The organism is Leisingera sp. CC-HEC096 (assembly GCF_059429235.1).
Genome location: NZ_JCAIJS010000001.1, coordinates 2,077,962 through 2,097,194, shown reverse-complemented (window position 1 = coordinate 2,097,194; position 19,233 = coordinate 2,077,962). Strand labels below are relative to the sequence as shown.

General features: G+C 62.6%; 16 protein-coding genes. 11 read left to right on the top strand and 5 right to left on the bottom strand.

Features of this window, described 5'->3' with window-relative positions:
- Genes AC5STI_RS10155 through AC5STI_RS10140 form a run of 4 tightly spaced genes read left to right on the top strand, consistent with a single transcriptional unit; the run spans nucleotide 1 to nucleotide 3,491 of the window.
- Nucleotides 1-1,269 (top strand): nitrous oxide reductase family maturation protein NosD, encoded by a 1,269-nt coding sequence (locus tag AC5STI_RS10155; protein ID WP_495446590.1) that lies wholly within the window; start codon nucleotides 1-3, stop codon nucleotides 1,267-1,269.
- A complete protein-coding gene (locus AC5STI_RS10150; RefSeq protein ID WP_495446589.1) occupies nucleotides 1,262-2,158 on the top strand; it encodes an ABC transporter ATP-binding protein in 897 nt (298 codons plus the stop codon). Before AC5STI_RS10155 ends, AC5STI_RS10150 begins: the two co-directional genes overlap by 8 nt.
- Nucleotides 2,155-2,976, top strand: a complete 822-nt coding sequence (locus AC5STI_RS10145; protein WP_495446588.1) for an ABC transporter permease — start codon at nucleotides 2,155-2,157, stop codon at nucleotides 2,974-2,976. The genes AC5STI_RS10150 and AC5STI_RS10145 overlap by 4 nt, the downstream gene beginning before the upstream one ends.
- Entirely contained in the window at nucleotides 2,973-3,491 is a 519-nt protein-coding gene (locus AC5STI_RS10140; protein WP_495446587.1) for a nitrous oxide reductase accessory protein NosL, read from the top strand. The genes AC5STI_RS10145 and AC5STI_RS10140 overlap by 4 nt, the downstream gene beginning before the upstream one ends.
- Nucleotides 3,492-3,504: 13 nt before the next feature.
- Here AC5STI_RS10140 and hisD read toward each other — a convergent pair whose 3' ends face one another.
- Both hisD and AC5STI_RS10130 read right to left on the bottom strand, forming a co-directional pair.
- On the bottom strand, nucleotides 3,505-4,782 hold the full coding sequence (gene hisD, locus AC5STI_RS10135) for a histidinol dehydrogenase (RefSeq protein ID WP_495446586.1): 1,278 nt from the start codon (nucleotides 4,780-4,782) through the stop codon (nucleotides 3,505-3,507).
- A gap of 155 nt (nucleotides 4,783-4,937) precedes the next feature.
- Nucleotides 4,938-5,909, bottom strand: a complete 972-nt coding sequence (locus AC5STI_RS10130) for a LysR family transcriptional regulator (protein WP_495446585.1) — start codon at nucleotides 5,907-5,909, stop codon at nucleotides 4,938-4,940.
- A gap of 207 nt (nucleotides 5,910-6,116) precedes the next feature.
- On the opposite strand from AC5STI_RS10130, the gene AC5STI_RS10125 reads away from it, so the two are divergent.
- From AC5STI_RS10125 to AC5STI_RS10115, 3 genes are all read left to right on the top strand, one after another.
- Nucleotides 6,117-7,112: a taurine ABC transporter substrate-binding protein gene (locus AC5STI_RS10125; RefSeq protein ID WP_475047149.1), complete on the top strand. Its 996-nt coding sequence runs from the start codon at nucleotides 6,117-6,119 to the stop codon at nucleotides 7,110-7,112.
- 100 nt (nucleotides 7,113-7,212) lie between these two features.
- Nucleotides 7,213-8,019 (top strand): taurine ABC transporter ATP-binding protein, encoded by an 807-nt coding sequence (locus tag AC5STI_RS10120; RefSeq protein ID WP_490399741.1) that lies wholly within the window; start codon nucleotides 7,213-7,215, stop codon nucleotides 8,017-8,019.
- Nucleotides 8,016-9,281: an ABC transporter permease gene (locus tag AC5STI_RS10115; protein ID WP_475047146.1), complete on the top strand. Its 1,266-nt coding sequence runs from the start codon at nucleotides 8,016-8,018 to the stop codon at nucleotides 9,279-9,281. The genes AC5STI_RS10120 and AC5STI_RS10115 overlap by 4 nt, the downstream gene beginning before the upstream one ends.
- A gap of 147 nt (nucleotides 9,282-9,428) precedes the next feature.
- Here the strand turns inward: AC5STI_RS10115 and AC5STI_RS10110 are convergent, their stop codons facing one another.
- Together AC5STI_RS10110 and AC5STI_RS10105 are read right to left on the bottom strand one after the other, a co-directional pair.
- Nucleotides 9,429-11,864 (bottom strand): GcvT family protein, encoded by a 2,436-nt coding sequence (locus AC5STI_RS10110; protein WP_495446584.1) that lies wholly within the window; start codon nucleotides 11,862-11,864, stop codon nucleotides 9,429-9,431.
- 235 nt (nucleotides 11,865-12,099) lie between these two features.
- Complete coding sequence (locus tag AC5STI_RS10105) at nucleotides 12,100-13,074, bottom strand: LysR family transcriptional regulator (RefSeq protein WP_495446583.1); 975 nt, start codon at nucleotides 13,072-13,074, stop codon at nucleotides 12,100-12,102.
- Nucleotides 13,075-13,516: 442 nt separating this feature from the next.
- Here AC5STI_RS10105 and AC5STI_RS10100 point away from each other — a divergent pair, with 442 nt between their 5' ends.
- The 4 genes from AC5STI_RS10100 (at nucleotide 13,517) to AC5STI_RS10085 (ending at nucleotide 18,124) form a co-directional block, all read left to right on the top strand.
- Nucleotides 13,517-14,641, top strand: a complete 1,125-nt coding sequence (locus AC5STI_RS10100; RefSeq protein ID WP_490399737.1) for an extracellular solute-binding protein — start codon at nucleotides 13,517-13,519, stop codon at nucleotides 14,639-14,641.
- 154 nt (nucleotides 14,642-14,795) lie between these two features.
- Nucleotides 14,796-15,908 (top strand): ABC transporter ATP-binding protein, encoded by a 1,113-nt coding sequence (locus AC5STI_RS10095; protein WP_495446582.1) that lies wholly within the window; start codon nucleotides 14,796-14,798, stop codon nucleotides 15,906-15,908.
- Between the two features lie 15 nt (nucleotides 15,909-15,923).
- Nucleotides 15,924-16,844, top strand: coding sequence for an ABC transporter permease (locus tag AC5STI_RS10090; protein WP_495446581.1), 921 nt, complete (start codon nucleotides 15,924-15,926; stop codon nucleotides 16,842-16,844).
- A complete protein-coding gene (locus tag AC5STI_RS10085; RefSeq protein ID WP_495446580.1) occupies nucleotides 16,841-18,124 on the top strand; it encodes an ABC transporter permease in 1,284 nt (427 codons plus the stop codon). Before AC5STI_RS10090 ends, AC5STI_RS10085 begins: the two co-directional genes overlap by 4 nt.
- A gap of 65 nt (nucleotides 18,125-18,189) precedes the next feature.
- Here the strand turns inward: AC5STI_RS10085 and AC5STI_RS10080 are convergent, their stop codons facing one another.
- Nucleotides 18,190-19,194, bottom strand: coding sequence for a helix-turn-helix domain-containing protein (locus AC5STI_RS10080; protein ID WP_495446579.1), 1,005 nt, complete (start codon nucleotides 19,192-19,194; stop codon nucleotides 18,190-18,192).
- Nucleotides 19,195-19,233: the final 39 nt, after the last annotated feature.

The window sequence follows — 19,233 nt, the reverse complement described above, 5'->3', positions numbered from 1 at the left end:
ATGAAACGGCTCCTGCCCATATCGTTTGTTGCGGTTCTTGCCAGCCTGACGCCCGCCTGGGCGGCGGATTGGGATGTGCCCAACCGGGCAGGGGCCATCGCTGAAACACTGGCGCAGGCGGCGGATGGCGACACCCTTCGCCTCGCCGCCGGCGAATATGCCGAAACCCTGGTGCTGGACCGGCCCGTCACCCTTGACGGGCAGGGCCACGCCACACTGGACGGCCGGGGGCTGGGGTCGGTCATCACAGTGACCGGTCCCGGCGTAACCGTGCAAAACCTGACTGTTGTTGGCTCCGGCTCCTCGCATCAGGAGATCGACAGCGGTATCAAGCTGACCAAGACGGCCAAGGCACCGCGGATCCTGAACAATGTGCTGCTGGGCAACCTTTACGGCGTGGACATACACGGCGCCAAGGACAGCCTCGTGCAAGGCAACCGGATCGAGGGCCGCCTGGACCGGCACATGAATGCCCGCGGCAACGGGGTCTATGTCTGGAACGCACCGGGCGCGGTGGTGGATGGCAACGAGATCCGTTTTGGCCGCGACGGCATCTTTGTGAACAGTTCCAAGAAGAATGCCTTCACCAACAACGTGTTTCGCGATCTGCGGTTTGCCGTGCATTACATGTATGCCGACAATTCCGAGGTCTCGGGCAATGTCTCGATTGGCAATCACCTGGGTTATGCGGTTATGTTCTCCAAACGGGTCAAGGTGACCGGGAATGTCTCGCTGAATGACCGCGACCACGGGGTGATGCTGAACTACGCCAACCAGGGCGAGGTGCGCGGCAACTATGTGAAGGGGGCCAAGGACAAATGCACCTTCCTTTATAACGCCCACAAGAATGACTTCTCCGGCAACTGGTTCGAGGGTTGCGGCATCGGCATCCACTTCACCGCCGGCAGCGACGGCAACCGGATGGTTGGGAACGCCTTTGTCGGCAACCGGCACCAAGTGAAATTCGTCTCCACTAAATGGGTGGAATGGAGCGAGGAGGGCCGGGGCAACTACTGGTCCGATTTCGCAGGTTTTGATGTGGACGGCGACGGCATCGCCGATGCGCCCTACCGTCCGAATGACAGCATGGACCATGTGCTGTGGACGCAGCCCGCGGCGAAACTCCTGATGGGCTCGCCTGCGGTGCAGCTGGTGCGCTGGTCGCAATCGGCGTTCCCGGCGCTGTTGCCCGGCGGGGTGATCGACAGCCACCCGCTGATGCGGCCAGAACGGCCCGGGGCCGCCAGAAAGGTTGAACAAGATGGATAGAACTCCGCTGCAGATCCGCGCGCTGGACAAGTTCCGCGGTAAGACACAGGTGCTGCATGGCATCGACCTGGACATCGCGCAGGGCGAGCGGCTGGCACTGTTGGGCCACAACGGCGCGGGCAAGTCGACGATGATCAAGGCGGTGCTGGGCCTGATCCGGCATGAGGGCGGCAGCATCCGCATCTGCGGTTCCGCGCCCGGCAGTGCCGCGGCACGGGCGGCCACGGCTTTTCTGCCGGAGGCCGTCAGTTTTCACCCGGCGCTGACCGGGCATGAGCAGCTGTCGCTGTTTGCCCGCCTTGCTGGCGAACGCGCGGACATCGAGGCCCTCTTGGAGCGGGTCGGCCTGGGGGAAGCAATGCACCGCCGCATTGGCGCTTATTCCAAGGGGATGCGGCAGCGGCTGGGGCTGGCGCAGGTGCTGCTGGGTCGCCCGAAACTGGCACTGCTGGACGAACCCACCAGCGGGCTGGACCCGATCTCGCGCCAGGACCTTTACGCCATCATCAACGAGCTGGCAGAGCAGGGCGCAGCGGTACTGATCGCCTCCCACGCGCTGACTGAGGTGGAGGCGCGCACCGACCGGATCGCCATCCTGCGCAAGGGCGTCAAGGTGGCCGATGACACGCTGGCGGGCCTGTCGGCCCAGGCCGGGCTGCCGGTCAAGCTGCGGGTGCAGGCCAGCGGCACGCACGCCGACCGGATCGCGACGGAAACCGGCGGGCGGCGGATCAATGGCGCCTCGGTCGAGATCCTGTGCCGCCCGCAAGACAAGATGGCCGAACTGCGCAAGATCGCCGCCATGGGCGACGCGGTGGCTGACATCGATATGGTGCCGCCGAGGCTGGAAGACCTTTACCGCCATTACTCCGGGGAGGACCGTAAATGAGACGTGCCTTTGCCATTGCCCGTGCCGAGATGCTGATCCTGCGGCGCAACCGCTGGCTGTTCATGGCCACGCTGATCATGCTGGTCTTTGCGCTGGCGCTTTCCTTTGCCGGATCGGCGCCGACCGGGACGCTGGGGGTGGACATGCTGACGGTCTCCGTGGCCTCGATGACCACGCTGTCGGTCTACCTTGCTCCGCTCCTGGCGCTGATGATGGGATTTGATGCGGTAGCAGGCGACCGCGACCGCGGCAGTCTTGCCTTGCTTCTGGCCTATCCCGCAGGACGGGCAGAGATCCTGTTAGGCAAACTGATGGCACATCTGGCGGCCTTGGCGGTTGCCATGTGCGTCGGCTTTGGCGCGGCTGGTGCTGTTGCCGCTTGGTTCGGCGGTGCCGGCACTGAGAGCCTGATGGCGCTGGGGCGGCTGGTGCTGACCTCAATCCTGCTGGGCGCAGTGTTCCTGGTGCTGGGATACGCTTTGTCGGCGCTCAGCAGCGGGGCAACAGCTGCGGCGGGTCTCTCTGCGGGCGTGTGGCTGGTGTTTGTAGTGCTTTACGACCTTGGCCTGCTGGGGGCCGTGGTGATGGACAGCGGCGGGGTCTTCACACAGAAGATCTTTCCCTGGGTGATGGTCGCCAACCCGGCGGATGCGTTCCGGCTGTGGAACGTGGCGGCCTCTGAAAGCGTGGCCTTGTCCAGCGGGATGGCGGGCGCCGCCAATGCGCTGCCCGGTTGGGCTGCACCGTTGTCGCTTCTACTGTGGCCTGCGCTCGGGTTCCTGCTTGCCTGTGCAGCCTTCCGGAGGGTGGAGCCATGAAACGCCTGATCCTTGCTGCCGCCCTGGTCCTGTCCGCCTGCCAGGAGGAAGAGGCCAAGGCCCCGCCCGCGCCGGTGCAGCTGACGGCAACGGCGCTCAGCTATTTCTGCCAGATGAATGTGGCGGAGCATGGAGGGCCGAAGGGTCAGATCCATCTGGACGGCTTCCCCGCGCCCTTGTTCTTTGCCCAGGTGCGCGATCTGGCGGCCTACGTGAAAAGCCCGGAGCGGGATGCGGAGATCACCGCCATCTATGTCAGCGACATGGGCGCGGCGGCAAGCTGGGAACAGCCCGGCACCGACAACTGGATAAATGCCAGCGAGGCGCATTTCGTGGTCGGTTCGAATGTCGCGGGCGGCATGGGTGCGCCGGAGGTTGTGCCCTTTGCCTCCCCCGAGGCAGCCGCGCGTTTCACACAGCGCTATGGCGGAACGGTTGCCGGCTTCGACGGCATCCCGGATGACGCCGTGCTGGGGCCAGTTGACTTGGACCAGCAGCTGGAGACGCCGTCCTGAGCGCGAAGCAGCTTCAGACCGCTTCAGGCAGCAGCCGCATCTCAGCGGCGATGGCGTGGCCCTCCATCCCTTCCATCCGGCTGATCCGGGCGGTGCGCTGGGCCAGTTCATGCGAGGCGGCGGCGTTGCAGCGCTGCCAGGTGACGGTCTTGGTGAACTTGTGCACCGACAGCCCGCCGGTATAACGCGCCGCGCCGCTGGTCGGCAGCACGTGGTTGGGGCCTGAGGTCTTGTCGCCGAAGGAGACTGTGGTCTCCTTGCCCAAGAACAAAGAGCCATAGGCGGTGAGGCGGTCCAGCCACCAGTCGAGATTTTCAGCCTGCACTTGCAGATGCTCCGGCGCGTAGCGGTCGGCCACCTGCGCGGCTTCTTCACGGCTATCGCACAGGACAACCTCGGCGCGTTCGTGCCAGGCGCGGTGGGCGGCAGAGAGGTTGGGTTCTGGAAGCCTGTCGATCAGCGCCTGCGCGCGGGCCATAACGCCCTTGGCCAGGCTCTCGCTGGTGGTGACCAGCCAGACCGGGCTGTCGGCGCCGTGTTCGGCCTGGCTGACCAGGTCCCAGGCGACGGTCTCCACATCTGCAGTTTGGTCAGCGATGACCAGAGAGTCGGTGGGGCCTGCAAACATGTCGATGCCGACCTCGCCGAACAGCATCCGCTTGGCCTCTGCCACGAAGGAATTGCCGGGGCCAACCAGGATGTCGGCGGGCTGCGACCCGAACAGGCCTTGGGCCATGGCGGCAATGCCCTGCACCCCGCCCAGGTTCAGGATCAGATCGGCACCGCACAAGTCCATGGCATAGATGATCGCATCGGGAATGCCGCTGCCGGGCCGCGGCGGGGAGACCGCGGTAATATGGGGCACGCCAGCCACCTTGGCGGTGGTGATGGTCATCAGCGCACTGGCGATATGGCTGTAGCGTCCGCCCGGCACGTAGCAGCCGGCGCTGGAAACCGGGATCTGCTTCTGGCCCGCGATAAGGCCGGGGATTATCTCTACCTCGCATTCCCCCATCGTGGCTTTCTGCGCCTCAGCAAAGCGGCGGATGTTGGCGTGTGCGAACTGAATGTCTTCTTTGAGCTGATCGGAGACCCGGTTGCAGGCCGCGCGGCGCTGGGCGTCGGTCACCACCATGGGTCCGGTCCAGCCGTCCAGTTGCTCCGCATAGCGGCGCACGGCATCTTCGCCTTCGCGCTGGATATTGGCGAGCATGACGGCGACGGTGTCGCGGATATCGCTGTTTTCGGCGGCGGGGCGCGGCTGGGCCTGTTTGAGGTAGGTAATTGCCATTGGGTCAGCTCATTTTCCGTTTAAGGGCCGCCGGATGTGCAAGGGAAGGCCCGGCGCGGGTTGCGCTTAAGACAGCGTTCCCTATGGCAAACGGTCAAGCCGTGCCCCATCGGTTTCGAAAAACACGGATGTTTGTTTCGAATTGCCCTGCGCGCCTAGGCGCCTTTTGCCGGCAGCGTCCGGAACTCCTCTGCCAGCCAGGGAAAACGCTGGCTGATCGGATCTGTAAAGTGATGGCGCAAGGACTTCTGCAGCGCCTCGTGGATCAGCTGCGAGGTGGCTGCCGGGTAAACGCTTGAGGTGAACAGCGACACCGTGCGGGCAAAGCTTTTGCCAGGAAACCGAACCACCTTGACCTTGTCATGGAAGCGCTGGGCGCGGTGGTAGCTGGCGGCGGTGGTGACCGTCCAGCCGCTGCTTTCGGCCACCAGGCCGATGATCGACTGGTTGCACTCCAGCTCGAACCGGTTGGGCAAGGATATCTTGAGCCGGGTCAGCTGGGTTTCGATCTGTTTGCCGATGGTGTGGTCGCGGGAATAGCGCAGGAATGGCAGCGGTGCTTCCGGTTTTGTCAGCTCCTCGACACTGCCGGTGTATCCCGCGGGCACCACCAGAATGAACGGATCGCGCATCAAGGGATACTCGATCAGATCCGGCAGCAGCCCGGCCGGGCGGGTGGCAACGCCCGCATCCAGTTTCTGTTCCTGCAGCTTTCCGATGATCTCATGGCTGGGCCGCGTATAGTGGCGGAAGTTGCAGCGGGGCAGGGCGGTGGACAGGAACTGAAAAAGCTCCGGCCCGACCTCGTTGTCGAAGTCATCCAGCAGTGCCATCCGCAAATCGGTGGCGTGCTGCCAGCTGCCGGAGCGGATTTCCGCCTCGCCGCGCCTCAGGGTCATCAGCCCTTCGTATACGTAACGCGCAAAGACAACCCCGGCCGGTGTCAGCCCCATCGGGCGGCGGGTGTGGTCCACCAAATCAACCCCCAGCGCGCTTTCCAGGCTGCGCAAGTGATTGGAGACGGTGCTGATCGACAGCCCGGTTTCCGCAGCGACCTTCTGTATCGACCCGGATTTTGAGATCAGCTGGAATACTTCCAGCCAGCGCAGACTCAGCGTCTTTTGCATAGGCAGCCCTCCCTTGCGCTCTGCTTATGCTATCCACAGAATTGCACCATTACATCCGAAAAAATCGAAACTAGGTTTTACTTTCGCTGCAAGAGTAAATTTATTCTACAGCGAAATCTCTTCCCGGATATGGTTTGCCGTGCAAAAATCAAAGCCTTAAGGCCTGCACAGAACGGGCCCGGCGTGACAACTGGGAGAACCATTAATATGATCAAAAAGTATCTGCTTTCAACAGCCTGTGCGGTTGCTGCCGCGATTTCCGCGACTGCCGCGTCAGCGCAGGACGAAATCACTGTGGCCTATTTCCTTGAATGGCCGATGCCTTTCCAGTTCGCCAAGGCCAATGGCACCTATGAGGAAGAGATGGGTGTCAAGATCAACTGGGTGTCCTTCGATACCGGCACGGCGATGTCTGCGGCGATGGCTTCGGGCGACGTTCAGATTGCCGTAAGCCAGGGCGTGCCGCCATTTGTGGTCGCCACCTCCGCCGGGCAGGATCTGCAGGCAGTGGATGTCGCGGTGAGCTATTCCGACAACGACAACTGCGTGGTGGCCGAAGCGCTGGAGATCGACAAGGACAGCGCCGGTGAGCTGAACGGCAAGAAGGTCGGTGTCCCGATCGGCACCGCGGCGCATTACGGCTTCCTGTCGCAGATGGCGCATTTCGGCGTTGACGTCAGCTCGATGGAAATCGTCGACATGGCCCCCGCCGATGGCGCAGCGGCCTTTGCCCAAGGCAATCTGGACATGGTTTGCGGCTGGGGCGGCGCGCTGCGGCGGATGGTGGAGCATGGCAACGTGCTGCTGACCGGTGCGGAAAAAGAAGAGCTGGGCATCCTGGTTTTCGACGTGACCAGCGCGCCAGCCGGATTCGTCGAGTCGGAAGGCGAGTTGCTCAGCAAGTTCCTGAAGGTGACCGCAGATGCCAACGCCATGTGGAACGCCGGTGACAAGAAAGACGAGATGCTGCCGGTCATCGCCAAGGACGCGGGCATGGATCTGGCTGATGCAGAAGCCACCATCGCCACCTTCAGCTTCCCCTCTGCCGAAGAACAGCTGTCAGAGAAGTGGCTGGGCGGCGGCGCGCAGACCTTCATGAAGGGCGTGGCCGATATCTTTGTGAATGCGGGCAGCATCGAAGCAGCCCTGGATTCCTACGACGGGGCCGTAAACAGCGGCCCGCTGGCAGCCGCGCAGAACTGAGCCGCAGCAGCTTGAGCATGTCGAACGGCCCGGGTCCCGGGCCGTTTGCATCCAGGGTCGCAGGGCGAACGCCGCAAGGCCCGAACAGGAAGGGGAAAAGATGTCGGGACTGGACATCAAGAGTGTCTCCATGCGTTTTGACCTGCCAAACGGCAGCTCGGTCCAGGCGCTGAAGGACGTTTCATTGAATTTGCAGGCGGGAGAGCTGTTGTCGGTGCTAGGGCCGTCGGGCTGCGGCAAGACCACGCTGCTGAACATTCTGGCAGGTTTCCTGGCCCCTACCGAAGGGACGGTAGAGTTGAACGGCCACGTGGTGACCGGCCCGGATGCGGAACGCGGTATGGTGTTCCAGAAGGGCGCGCTGTTTGAGTGGATGAACGTGCGCGACAACGTGGAATTCGGCCCCCGCATGAAGGGCATGGGCAAGGCGGAGCGGGAGAAGATCTCCGACCATCTGCTCGAAATCGTCGGGCTGCAGGACTTCAAGGAAAAGGCGGTTTATGAGCTGTCGGGCGGTATGCAGCAGCGTGTGGCGCTGGCCCGTTGCCTTGCGAATGAGCCGGACGTGATCCTGATGGACGAGCCGCTGGGCGCGCTGGACGCGCTGACGCGGGAGAAGATGCAAGGCCTGGTGCTGAAGCTGTGGAAGGAGACCGGCAAGACCATCATCCTGATCACCCACTCGGTGGAGGAAGCGCTGCTGCTGGGTGAGCGGCTGATCGTGATGGCACCGCGGCCGGGCCGCATTCACCGCGAATACCAGTTGCCCTTTGCCGAGCGCGGGGTGAATGCCGATCTTCGCGACGTCAAGAAATCCGAAGGCTTTGCCGAGACCCGGGATGAGATCCTCTCGATGATCTGGGAGATGGAGGAGGAGATCATGGGCCGGACGGAGCAGGTGGCATGACAGTCCTGATTTTCTATATCGCGCTGTTTGCAGGCGCCTTTTTTCTGGTGCATCTGATCCGCCGCGGAATGCAGTCGCGCCATGATTTCACTAGCCTGAAGACCGTGACTTTCGGCGACGAAAGCGCCGTGAGCCCGGACCGGGCGGCGTCAATCATTTCGGTGCTGGTGATCTTTGTGATCTGGGCGGCGTTCACTGGCTCCAAGCTGTTTCCCCTCCATGTGCCGGGGCCGTTCAGCGGTGAAACAAGCTTTACGTACACGCTGGAAAACGCCGAAGGCAGCACCGACGATGCGGAGGTCGCGGTGCGCGTGGCCGGATTCGGCGAGGAAAGCCCCAAGTTCGAGGTGGACCCGGGCAACGGTTTCGCCAAGAACGATGCAATGGCGGCGCAGGCCGGGCGGTCTACAACTCTGATCTTTGACCGTAACGACGAGGCGAAACGCAAGGAGGGCGCCAAGATCGTCGCCATCAACGGCGAGCCGATTGGTCCTGGCACGGCTGTCGACACCGGCGATGGCACGGTGACGCTGACCGGTAAGGGTGCCATCAGCTTCACCCCAAGTGCGGGCATGCAGATGAACCCGATCTGGCTGCCGGCCCCGGAAACTGTGGTGGCGCGGTTCTTTGAAATTGCTTCCGAAGGCTATCAGAACTTCTCGCTGTGGCAGCATCTGGGCTGGTCGCTGGCTCGGGTGATTGCCGGGTTCGTGACCGGTGCGCTTGTCGGTATTCCACTGGGCTATGCGATGGGCCTTTCGGGCTGGTTTCGCGGCTGGTTCGACCCGATCGTGGAATTCATGCGCCCCGTGCCGCCGCTGGCGCTGATCCCGCTGGTGATCATCTGGTTCGGTATTTGGGAGACTGGCAAGATCGTCCTGCTTTTCCTGGCCGCACTCTGGATCATGACCATTGCGGCGCGGGCCGGGGTGTCGGGAGTAAACATATCCAAGATCCACGCGGCCTACTCGCTGGGCGCCTCCAAGTGGCAGATCATGCGGCACGTGATCGTGCCGAACTCGCTGCCGGAAATCTTCACCGGCGCTCGGGTGGCAATGGGGGTCTGCTGGGGCACGGTTGTGGCTGCCGAACTGGTTGCCGCACAGAAGGGTGCGGGCATGATGATCATCGCGGCGTCCAAGTTCCAGCTGACCGACATCGTGATCATGGGCATCGTGCTGATCGGGATCATCGGCTACGGCATCGACATCCTGATGCGTAAGGCCGAGAACTGGCTGGTGCCGTGGAAGGGCCGCAGCTGATCCGAGAGCTGTCAGGCAAAGAAAGCGCCCGGGGAATTTCCCGGGCGTTTTGGTTTTCAGGTGTCTGAAAGTGAAGGAAGTAACTGCGGGCAGCGCCTTCCCGTGGGGAGGGGCGGGCGCTGCCCAGCCTGTCGGCCGGGCAAAGAGTTATCCTCGGATCCGAGCAAATTCCGGGTCATAGGGAGAAGGGGCGATGACTGTTGCACCGACCAGATCGCCGCAGAGGTCGAGCTGCATGGTGCTGCCTTCCGCGGCTAGTGCTGGCTCGACAAAGGCATAGGCCAGGTTCATCCCGACCCGGTGTCCCCAGTCGCCGGAGGTCACGGTGCCCACGACTCTATCTCCCTGCATCAGCGAGGCCCCGCTGTGGGCAGGGGCATGGGTGGCGTCGACTTGCAGTGTGACCAGCTTCCTGCGCGGCCCCTCCGCATGGCGCCTCCGCAGAGTTTCCTTGCCAATGAAATCTCCCTTTTCCAGCTTCACGAACCGTTCCAGTCCGGTCTCGTAGGGATCGAACTCGGTAATCAGGTCGGCTTTCCAGTGCAGGAAGCCTTTTTCCATTCGCATGGACTCGACCGCGCGGGCACCGAAGAGCCTCAGGCCATGTTTTTCCCCCGCCTTCCGCAGCGCCAGATAGGCAGCATAAAGCGAAGCGTTGGGGACATGGATCTCATACGCCCGCTCGCCGGAGAAGCTGACGCCCATCACCGTGGCAGGCGCAAAGCCTATGAAGCATTCGCGCACCGACAGCCAGGGGAAGGCATCGGACGACCAGTCGCCCCGGGCGCAGGCGGAGAGCACGTCCCGCGAGCGAGGCCCGGCCAGAACCAGAATGGTCTGCTCATTGGTGAGAGAGCGGATCTGCACGTCTTCTCCTGGCCGGATGTGCTGGCTGAGCCAATCCATGTCGTGGAACTCGCTGGCGGCGGCGGAACCGTACCAGACCCGCTCGGGCCCACGGTCCGAGGCCGGCAGGTTGGCCACCGTGGCCTCGCCCTTGATCATGCCGTGATGGTTCAGCAGATACCCCAACCCCACGCGGCCCGCGCGTTTGGTGACGCTGCCGCAAAACATGCGGTCGAGGAAGCTGTGCCGGTCCGTGCCGGTGATCTCGATCCGGTTGAATCCGTTGACCTCACAAAGGCCGACGTTGTCTTGAACGTTTTTCACTTCCGTGGCGACAGTGCCGAAGGCCTCGTCGAAGTCGAAGGTAAGCGACGGGTGAAAACCCGGCGAGGGCCTGATGTAGTCAACCCGCTCCCAGCCATTCACCACGGTGAACTCGGCACCCTCGGCGGCCAGCACCGGCGTCAGCGGCGTTGTCTTGGCCGGACGGCCCGCCGGGCGGTGTTCATGCGGGAAATGGAAGCGGAATTCATTCTGGTAGTCTTCAATGGCTTTCAGTGCGGTCAGTTCCACGTTGGCGTGGGTGGTGAAGCGGCGCGGGTCGAGGCACCAAGTGTCATAGCAGGCCTCACCATGCACAATCATCTGCGCCAAGAGCCAGCCGTGGCCGCCGCCTTCGCCTAGCCCTGCGCGCAAGCCGATGGCGCAGAAGGCGTTGCGCTTGCCCGGGATCGGACCAATCAGCGGCGCGCCGTCGATGGTATAGGTAATGGGGCCGTTGACGATGGAGCGGATGCCGGTCGCGCGCAGCGCGGGCATCCTTTCGAACGCGCCCTCCAGCACGTCCATCACCCGTTCCAGGTCGTCGGGGCACAGGGCGTTGACGAAATTCGGGTCGATCCCGTCCATGCCCCAGGTCTTGCAGTCCTGCTCATAGAAGCCGATCAGCAGACCGTTCTTTTCCTGGCGGCAATAGTAGTCCGAGATCGGGCAGCGGATAAGCGGCATCCTGTGGCCTGCCTCGATGATGCCGGGAATGTCTTCGGTCAGAAAATACTGGTGTTCCATCGAGGCGACTGGGTGGTGCACACCCATCATCGCCCCCACCTCGTTCACCCGGTAGCCGCAGGCATTCACGACGATGTCGCAGTCGATGTCGCCATGTTCCGTGTGCACGGTCCAGGTGTCGTCCTTGTGCTGGCTTAGGGCCATGACAGGCGTGTTACGGTAAACCTCGGCACCGGCTTTACGGGCGTGATAGGCCAAGGCCTGGCACAGCTGGGCCGGGTCTATATCACCGTCCAGCGGGTCCCACAGGCCGCCGATCAGGTTGTCCGTGGAAATCAGCGGGTGGCGGCGGGCGCATTCTTCCGCGTCGATCACCTCGAAATGCACGTCCATTCCGCGCGCCATTGAGGCAAAGTGCCGGTAGCCCTGCATCTGCGCCTCGGAATTTGCGAGCCTGATGCCGCCGTCGCCGTGGTGGTAGTTGATCGGGTATTCCGGATTTTCGGCCAGTTCCTTGTACAGCTTGATCGAATGGGTTTTGAGACCGACCATCGTCTGGTTCATGCCGAAATTCGTCACCTGTGCCGCGGAATGCCAGGTCGTGCCGCTTGTCAGTTCGTTGCGTTCGACCAGGACGACGTCGCTCCAGCCTTCCTGAGTAAGATGGTAGAGGGTCGAACAGCCGGCGATGCCGCCGCCGATCACCACAACCTTGGTGCGCGATTTCATGACACTGAGCCTCCACACAGATCTGAGGCGACTAAGCGCTCAAGGGCCAGCTGTGGCAATGCGGCTGGCCGCGTTTCTCAAAAATTCGAAAATTTACTTTAATGGTTTGGGAGACATAGCCTTGCAGTTTCCAGACGGTGTCCAATGCAAGAGGCCGTGAAAAGCGGGCAAAGGCCGCAAACGCCGCTTCGGCAAAGTGCAGTCCAAATCTTCTGGACCGGGATGCGTCCTAAGCTCAGGAAATCAGCTTAAAGCGATCTGACAGCCAGGGGGCGGTTTGGTGCAGCGGTTTTATTGCGTGCTCCGTGATCAGCATGCGCGTCCGGTTGTCGACCAGATCCAGTACCGAGCGGGAGCAATCCGGTGTCGAGACGATGGCAAGTGTGCGGGAGAAGCTCTTGCCGGGAAACGCAACCATCCTGAGCTTGGATTGGAACCGCTTCGCGCGGGAGAACAGCAACGGTGTGGTGATGGTCCAGCCGGCGCCCGCGGCGACCATGGCCATCAGCGTCTGATTGCTAGCGCACTCAAAGCGGTGCGGCAAGGGCAGCCCCATGCGGCGCAGCTGGGTCTCGATCTGCCGGGCGATGATCTGGTTGCTGGTGAACCGCAGGAAGGGCAATCCGCTTTTCCCCTCGATTACCCTCTCCAGCCCGTACTCGTTGCCCTTGGGCACCACCACGACAAAGGGATCCCGCAACAGCGGCGTATCTTTCAGGTCGCGGTGGCGCTCGGCTGGAGTGGAGATGATGCCCAGATCCAGCTGCCGGTCGCGCAGCATGGCGTGTATCGCGTGGCTGGAGGCGGTGTGATAGGAAAATTCGCAACGCGGCATGGTACCAGACAGGAACACGGCAAGCTCCGGCACAATATCGTTCTCAAAATCCTCTATGGTGCCCAGCCGCAGGTAGCTGGCATCGGATATGGTGCCGGCTGAGGCCTCCGCCTTGGCCTTACGGATCGCGTGCAGCGCATTGTCGATATTTCGAAGAAACACCTGGCCCTTGGGTGTCAGCACCATGGGGCGGCGGCTGTGGTCGAACAGCTCCACCCCTAAGTGTTCTTCGAGATTGCGCAGGTGATGAGAGATGGTGCTGACCGATAGTCCCGTCTCATCAGACACCTCCTGCAGCGACCCTTTGCGGGCGGTGATCTGAAACAGTTCCAGCGCCTTGAGGCTCAGGTCCTTGCGGGCGGTTTGGCTCGGCATGGGGCTCCTTCCCGTTTAGCGGCTGCCTTATGAGGTTCCGCAGAAACTGGGAACAAAGAAAGCAAAAGCTGGGCGCTGCGCATATTTTTGCGCCAAACGCACCTTTATGGGACCGTCGGATGGCAGACGCGCGGAGCTGCAGCGATGGCCGCCTGACAGGTTTGTGCGTTCCGCTGCCTTCCCATTTGAAGAGGGAACTCCGTTGACGGGTCGCCCCGGCAAGCGCAGACTGCCGGGAGAACGGTGGACTTGAGGCCTTTGAATATGCCGCAAAATGCTGCTCATTGTTCCGAAACTGGCACCATGAAAGGTAATTTGACTGTCAATCTGGCCTTATCAGTTTTTTAAACTGTCACTGTTGGAGACTTGCTAGCCTTCGCAAGGTTTCACCGTTCATACAAAAAAGAAAAATGAACATCAGTCCAAAGGGAGAATTTTTCAAATGACTGTAAAGGCGAATGTTTCACGCCGTGCGCTGCTGAAGGGTGCAGGCGCTGCGGCTTTGGCGGCGCCGCTTTATTCGAAAAGCGCGCTGGCGTCGTCGGGAGAAATCAACATCCTGATGTGGTCGGACTACCTGCCGCCGGAGTTCATCTCCGGCTTTGAGGCTAAGACCGGTATCAAGGTGAATTACACCGGCATCGGCTCCAATGAGGAAATCATCAACAAGATGAAGGCCACCAAGGGCCAGGGCTTCGATATCGTGTCGCCCACCAACAACCGCTCGCTGCAGTGGGGTCCGCTGGAGCTGTTGAAACCCTTTGACATGAGCAAGGTGAACATTAACGCGGTGAACCCGGCGATGGCCAAGATCGGCACCGATGCCTGGAACTTCGGCGGCGAAGGTGTGCACTGGCTGCCGCACATCTGGGGCACCGAGGGCATCGCCTACCGCACCGACAAATGGCTGCCCGCGGGCGATGCGCCGTCCTACGGCGATGTCTGGAGCGAGGAAAACGCCGGCAAGACCATGGGCCGGGCGCATTCGATGATGCTGGGCGCAGGGCTTTACATGGAAGCCTCGGGCGAGATGGAGCCAGGCTCGATCTGGGCGGCTTATGAAGACGAGGAGACCATGCGCAAGGTCTGGGGCCAGGTCACCGACTGGTGCGTGGCGCGCAAGGACCGGATCAAGCTGATCTGGAACGATGCCGACACCCAGAAGAACGGCCTGCTGAACGAGGGCGTGGTGGTCGGCCAGACCTGGGACGGCCCGCCGCTGGCGCTGAAATCCGCAGGCGAGCCGGTGCATTACCAGGCGCCGGTCGAAGGCGCGATGGCCTGGGTTGACGGCATGTCGATGCCGGTCGGCGCCCAGAACGAGGAGCAGGTCTATGCTTTCATCGACTATGCCTACCAGCAGGAGCCCGCGGGCAAGGCGATCGACAGCCACGGCTACAACTCGCCGGTGCTGGGCGCCGACAGCCACTCCGGCGACGTCTACAAGAAGAACTTCGCCGAGGCCTATCCGGGCGACAGCCTGGCCAACCTGAACCCCTGGCCGGCCGAAGCGCCCTGGTACGCCGACGTGCGCACCGAGTTCGTCAACAAGTTCAAGAGCGCCTAAGCGCTGCGCTTGAGAAAATCTGGCCTCCGGGGCACATCCGGGGGCCATCCGCGCATCTAGCGGCGCATTCACAAAAGAACAGATACGGGAAGCAGGTCTTGCGGGGCCGGTGGCATGCCGCCGGATGGCTGCCTGTACCCTGGGGAGAAGCCAAATGAGTGCTGGGGTCGGCGTTGATCTCGAAAACCTGTGGATCCGCTTTGGCGACTTCGTCGCCGTGCGGGATGCCAATGTGAACATCAATGGAGGGGATTTCTTTTCCTTCCTGGGGCCGTCGGGCTGCGGCAAGACGACGATCCTGCGGGCGGTCTCCGGGTTCCTGGAGCCAAGCGATGGGCGCGTGCTGATCGGCGGCAATAACATGAAAGGGATCGGGCCGAACAAACGCCCGACAGCGCTGATCTTCCAGAATCTGGCGCTGTTTCCGCTGATGAAGGTCTGGGAGAACATCACCTTCTCGATGGAAATCAAGGGCGCCTCTGCCCGCGAGCGCCGCAAACGTGCGGATGAGCTGCTGGACATGATCGCGCTGCCCGGCCAGGGCGACAAGCTGCCATCGGAACTGTCGGGCGGCCAGCGCCAGCGGGTGGCGATTGCGCGCGCCCTCTGTGCAGAACCCGATGTGCTGCTGTTGGACGAGCCGTTGTCGGCCTTGGACCTGAAGCTGCGCCAGCACATGCGCACCGAGCTGCGGGAGATCCAGCAGCGGGTTGGCATTACCTTCATCTACATCACCCACGACCAGGGCGAGGCGCTGACCATGTCCGACAATATCGCAGTGATGAAGGCGGGCGTCATTGACCAGATTGCCGATGGCAAGACCATCTATAACGACCCTGCGACCGCTTTTGCCGCGTCTTTCGTGGGTGAAAACAACGTCTTCCGCGGCAAGATCAAGCGCGTCATGGGCAATGAGGCGCTGATCGCCACCAACCGCTCGGGCGACCTGGTGGCGCGGATCTCCACTGCGAACCAAGGCAAGATGAAAGAGGGCGATGAGGCGATGATGTTCATCCGCCCCGAGGCCTTTGCGCTGGCGCCGCAGGGCGCCGCGGGCGATCACTTTGTAACGGCCCGCGTCAACCACGAGGAGTTCGAGGGCAATGTCTTCAACATCTTCATGGAGGGCGAGGGCGGCAAGGAGCTGAAAGTCTCGATCCCCAACCTCGGCCAGTCGTTCGAGGACCACACCGGCCAGAACATCACCCTGGAATACGAGACGAACAATGCCGTCATCGTGCCCGCGGGTGAGCTGGCGGCGGAATAAGGGAGGCCTCTAGCCATGCCAAGCTTCCTAAGGGAGTTCTTCAAACGCAACGGCACCGGCATGGGCAGCCTGATGCTGGGTCTGGTCCTGTTCTGGACCATTGGCCTGATCATCCTGCCGCAGCTGTCGATGCTCGACTTTTCCTTCCGTCCCAACCTGCCGCCGCCGGAAATCGGCGGGCCCAAGGACGTCTACACGCTGGAGAATTACAAATACCTGGTCTACGGGCCGGAAGGCGGCAGCCAGGACTATAACGCGGTCGACCTCAAGGTGTTCTTCCGCACCCTGGTGGCGGCCGTCTGCGTTACCGTCTTCAACCTGATCCTGTGCTACCCGATCGCCTATTACCTGGCCCAGACCAAGGGCAACCACATCCGCATCTTCGCGCTGATGCTGATCATCCCCTACTGGATCAACGAGATCCTGCGGGCCTTTGCGCTGCGCATCATCTTCGGCGAGACCGGGGTTTTGAACAACGCCTTGGTGGGCTTGGGGATCTTCGACACGCCGTTTGACTTCATCCGCAATGACATCGCGCTTTATGCGGGTCTGGGGTACGCCTACATCCTCTTGATGATCTTCCCGATCTACAATGTGATCGAAAGCCTGGACCGCAACCAGATCGAGGCGGCGCGCGACATGGGCGCCAGCTGGGCCAAGATCCACCAGCGGGTGGTGATCCCTTATGCCAAGCCGGGCATCTCCTCCGGCTGCACTATGGTGTTCATGCTGTCGGCGGGCGCGCTGGCCGCACCCCAGATCCTGGGCGGGCCGTCATCCTTGTGGTTCACCCAGCTGATCTATCAGCAGTTCAATGACAACTCAGACTGGCCGCAGGGCGCGGCCTATGCAGTGGTGCTGCTGGTCACCTGTATCCTCTTGGTGCTGGCGGTGATGCGCTTGTTCAAGGTCAACATGGGGGATATCGGCAAATGAAGAGCTTCTCCTTTATGCGCCTGAGCCTCTGGGTCTATCTGGCCATCTTCTTTGCCTATCTCTTGGGCCCGCTGGTGATCATGTCGGCGACCGCCTTCAACTCGCCCTCCTTCCCGCGGATGACCCCCTGGGAATGCCTGACGTTCGAGTGGTTTTCGGCCCTGTTCCGGGACGAACGGATCCTGAACGGCATCTGGAACTCGATCCTGGTGGGGGCGGGCACGGTGGTCTTGTCGGTGGCCATGGGTCTGGCGGGGGCGCTGATGCTGACCCAGATCTGGCCCAAGCTGCGCGCCACCTATTACACCATCATCATCGCGCCGATCCTCATTCCCGGCGTGGTCTTGGGGATCTCGACCCTGGTGTTCTGGGACCGGATCAACCGGATGCTGGGGCTTGGCGCCGACAGCTGGCTCTCGAACGGTCTGTTTCTGACCATCATCGGCCAGTCCACCTTCATCGCCAGCTACTGCATGCTGGTCCTGGTGGCCCGTCTGCAGCGCTATGACGTGGCGCTCACGGAGGCGGCGCTGGACCTCGGCGCCAGCCATGCCCAGGCCTTCCGCAAGGTGCTCTTGCCGTTCATGCGGCCCGCCATTGCCTCGGCGGCGGTGCTGGCGTTTCTCGCAAGCTTCGAGAACTACAACACTACCACCTTCACCTTCGGCGAATACCCGACGCTGACCATCGAGCTGGCCCAGAAGGTCCGCTACGGCATCACTCCCGCGATCTCGGCGCTGGCCTTCATCATCGTGGTGCTGACGGTGATTGCGGCGCTCGCCAACGAGGCCTCGATCCGCCGCAAGGAGCTGGTTGCGGCGGCGCGCAAAAAGGCCACGGTGGAAGAGCTGGAAAGCGGCAGGCTGCGGCTGCCCGGTTTCTTGAGCTCCAACGCCGCGGCGGTGGCGCTGGTGGTGGTCGCCTGCGCCACGGTGGCGGTGGTGGGCACGGCATCGGTCTACAGCCCGGCCCAATGCATCGCCGATGTGCAGGAGCAGAAGCGCCTGGAGACTGAACAGCGCATCCAGGAGCTGCGCCGCCAGCGCGAGCTGCGCCGCCAGGAGCAGCTGGAACAGCAGGGCGAAGCGCCTGCGCCAACTGCGCCCTCGACCGGCGGCAGCTCCGGCTTCGGTGGCGTCTTTGCTCCGGGCAACCTGTCGGGCAGCAGCGACGACGGCGCAGAGACGGAGCAGAACCCGCAGGGCAATTCCTCCGGCTTCGGCAACGTCTTCGATCCAAACGCCCTGTCCGGCGGCGGCGAGGACAACTCAGGCAACTGACCTGGCAAGGAAACTAGAAAAGGCGACCTAAGGGCCGCCTTCTTCTTTACCGGTACCAGCTGGTCTCAGGCAGCTGAGCCAGCCGGGTGGCGGTCTGCGTAATATTGTTTGCGGAAGGCCTGCGGGCTGGTCTTGTACTCGCGCTTGAACCATTCGGTCAGGCTGCTGCGCGAGCCAAAACCGGTGGCGGCGACGATCTCGGCCAGCGGCAGGGTGGTGTGCAGCAACAGCTGGCGCGCCTTTTCAATGCGTAGCTTGCGGTAGGCCGCCAGCGGGCTGGTGCGGGCTTTCTGCTGGAAGCGGCGCTCCAGCTTGCGCGGTGAAACCCCGGCCTGTTGGGCGATGTCGCGGATCAAAAGCGGCTCTTCCAGGTTCTGCTGCATCAGGTCGAGGATCTTTACGATCAGCGCGTCGCCGCCTGCGGTCTGGCGCAGTTGCAGGGACACCTTGGACTGTTCCGATACCGGGCCGAAGGCGAGGCCAAGATAGTCGCAGACCGCGTCGGCAATGAAGGGGCCGCGGTCGGCACGCAGGAACGCGGCAAGCACGCGCAGCGCGGCAAAGCTGCTGACAGCGGTGCTGATCCTGCCCGACGTTGTGGTCAGGGTGCCCGCCGGGGCGCAGGCCAGCTGTTCCTCCGCTGCGGCGGCGGCAAAGTTTGCGTGCACGGCACTTTCAACCGGTGCATTGATCCCGGTTTCGGGCAGCAGGAAGATGGCGCTGCCGGCAAACAGGCAGCGCTGCGCCTGGCGGCAGATCCGCTGCAGGCTTGCCTTTTCTCCGGAATTCAATGGCCACCGGCTGGAAATGCCGCCGAGGAAAATCACCGTCTGCGGCTTCCATCCTGCGGGAACCGCGCGCATCTGCGAGCTGAGATTGCGCACGGCGGTGCGGTAGCCGCTGTCGGGAAACAGATCGTTGGCGGCGCGGAACACTTCGCAGATCATCTGAGCCGCGGCGGGGGGCTCCGACTGCGGCAGAATGATTTCGACGTCGTGGAGGCGGGCCTGTGCCGCGCTGTCAGCGGATCGCCGGGACGCTGGCACGGTCAGCGGTTCGAGACGGGACATCATTCTCTCCTCTGAGCGGGTCATGCGGGGATGCAGCGC

What these genes read in the sequence shown, in the direction of transcription:
- AC5STI_RS10085 (WP_495446580.1), top strand. Translation starts at nt 16,841, where the DNA reads ATGAAGAGCTTCTCCTTTATGCGCCTGAGCCTCTGGGTCTATCTGGCC.
- AC5STI_RS10150 (WP_495446589.1), top strand. Translation starts at nt 1,262, where the DNA reads ATGGATAGAACTCCGCTGCAGATCCGCGCGCTGGACAAGTTCCGCGGT.
- AC5STI_RS10155 (WP_495446590.1), top strand. Translation starts at nt 1, where the DNA reads ATGAAACGGCTCCTGCCCATATCGTTTGTTGCGGTTCTTGCCAGCCTG.
- AC5STI_RS10125 (WP_475047149.1), top strand. Translation starts at nt 6,117, where the DNA reads ATGATCAAAAAGTATCTGCTTTCAACAGCCTGTGCGGTTGCTGCCGCG.
- AC5STI_RS10080 (WP_495446579.1), bottom strand. Translation starts at nt 19,194, where the DNA reads ATGTCCCGTCTCGAACCGCTGACCGTGCCAGCGTCCCGGCGATCCGCT.
- AC5STI_RS10120 (WP_490399741.1), top strand. Translation starts at nt 7,213, where the DNA reads ATGTCGGGACTGGACATCAAGAGTGTCTCCATGCGTTTTGACCTGCCA.
- hisD (WP_495446586.1), bottom strand. Translation starts at nt 4,782, where the DNA reads ATGGCAATTACCTACCTCAAACAGGCCCAGCCGCGCCCCGCCGCCGAA.
- AC5STI_RS10090 (WP_495446581.1), top strand. Translation starts at nt 15,924, where the DNA reads ATGCCAAGCTTCCTAAGGGAGTTCTTCAAACGCAACGGCACCGGCATG.
- AC5STI_RS10115 (WP_475047146.1), top strand. Translation starts at nt 8,016, where the DNA reads ATGACAGTCCTGATTTTCTATATCGCGCTGTTTGCAGGCGCCTTTTTT.
- AC5STI_RS10100 (WP_490399737.1), top strand. Translation starts at nt 13,517, where the DNA reads ATGACTGTAAAGGCGAATGTTTCACGCCGTGCGCTGCTGAAGGGTGCA.
- AC5STI_RS10110 (WP_495446584.1), bottom strand. Translation starts at nt 11,864, where the DNA reads ATGAAATCGCGCACCAAGGTTGTGGTGATCGGCGGCGGCATCGCCGGC.
- AC5STI_RS10105 (WP_495446583.1), bottom strand. Translation starts at nt 13,074, where the DNA reads ATGCCGAGCCAAACCGCCCGCAAGGACCTGAGCCTCAAGGCGCTGGAA.
- AC5STI_RS10140 (WP_495446587.1), top strand. Translation starts at nt 2,973, where the DNA reads ATGAAACGCCTGATCCTTGCTGCCGCCCTGGTCCTGTCCGCCTGCCAG.
- AC5STI_RS10130 (WP_495446585.1), bottom strand. Translation starts at nt 5,909, where the DNA reads ATGCAAAAGACGCTGAGTCTGCGCTGGCTGGAAGTATTCCAGCTGATC.
- AC5STI_RS10095 (WP_495446582.1), top strand. Translation starts at nt 14,796, where the DNA reads ATGAGTGCTGGGGTCGGCGTTGATCTCGAAAACCTGTGGATCCGCTTT.
- AC5STI_RS10145 (WP_495446588.1), top strand. Translation starts at nt 2,155, where the DNA reads ATGAGACGTGCCTTTGCCATTGCCCGTGCCGAGATGCTGATCCTGCGG.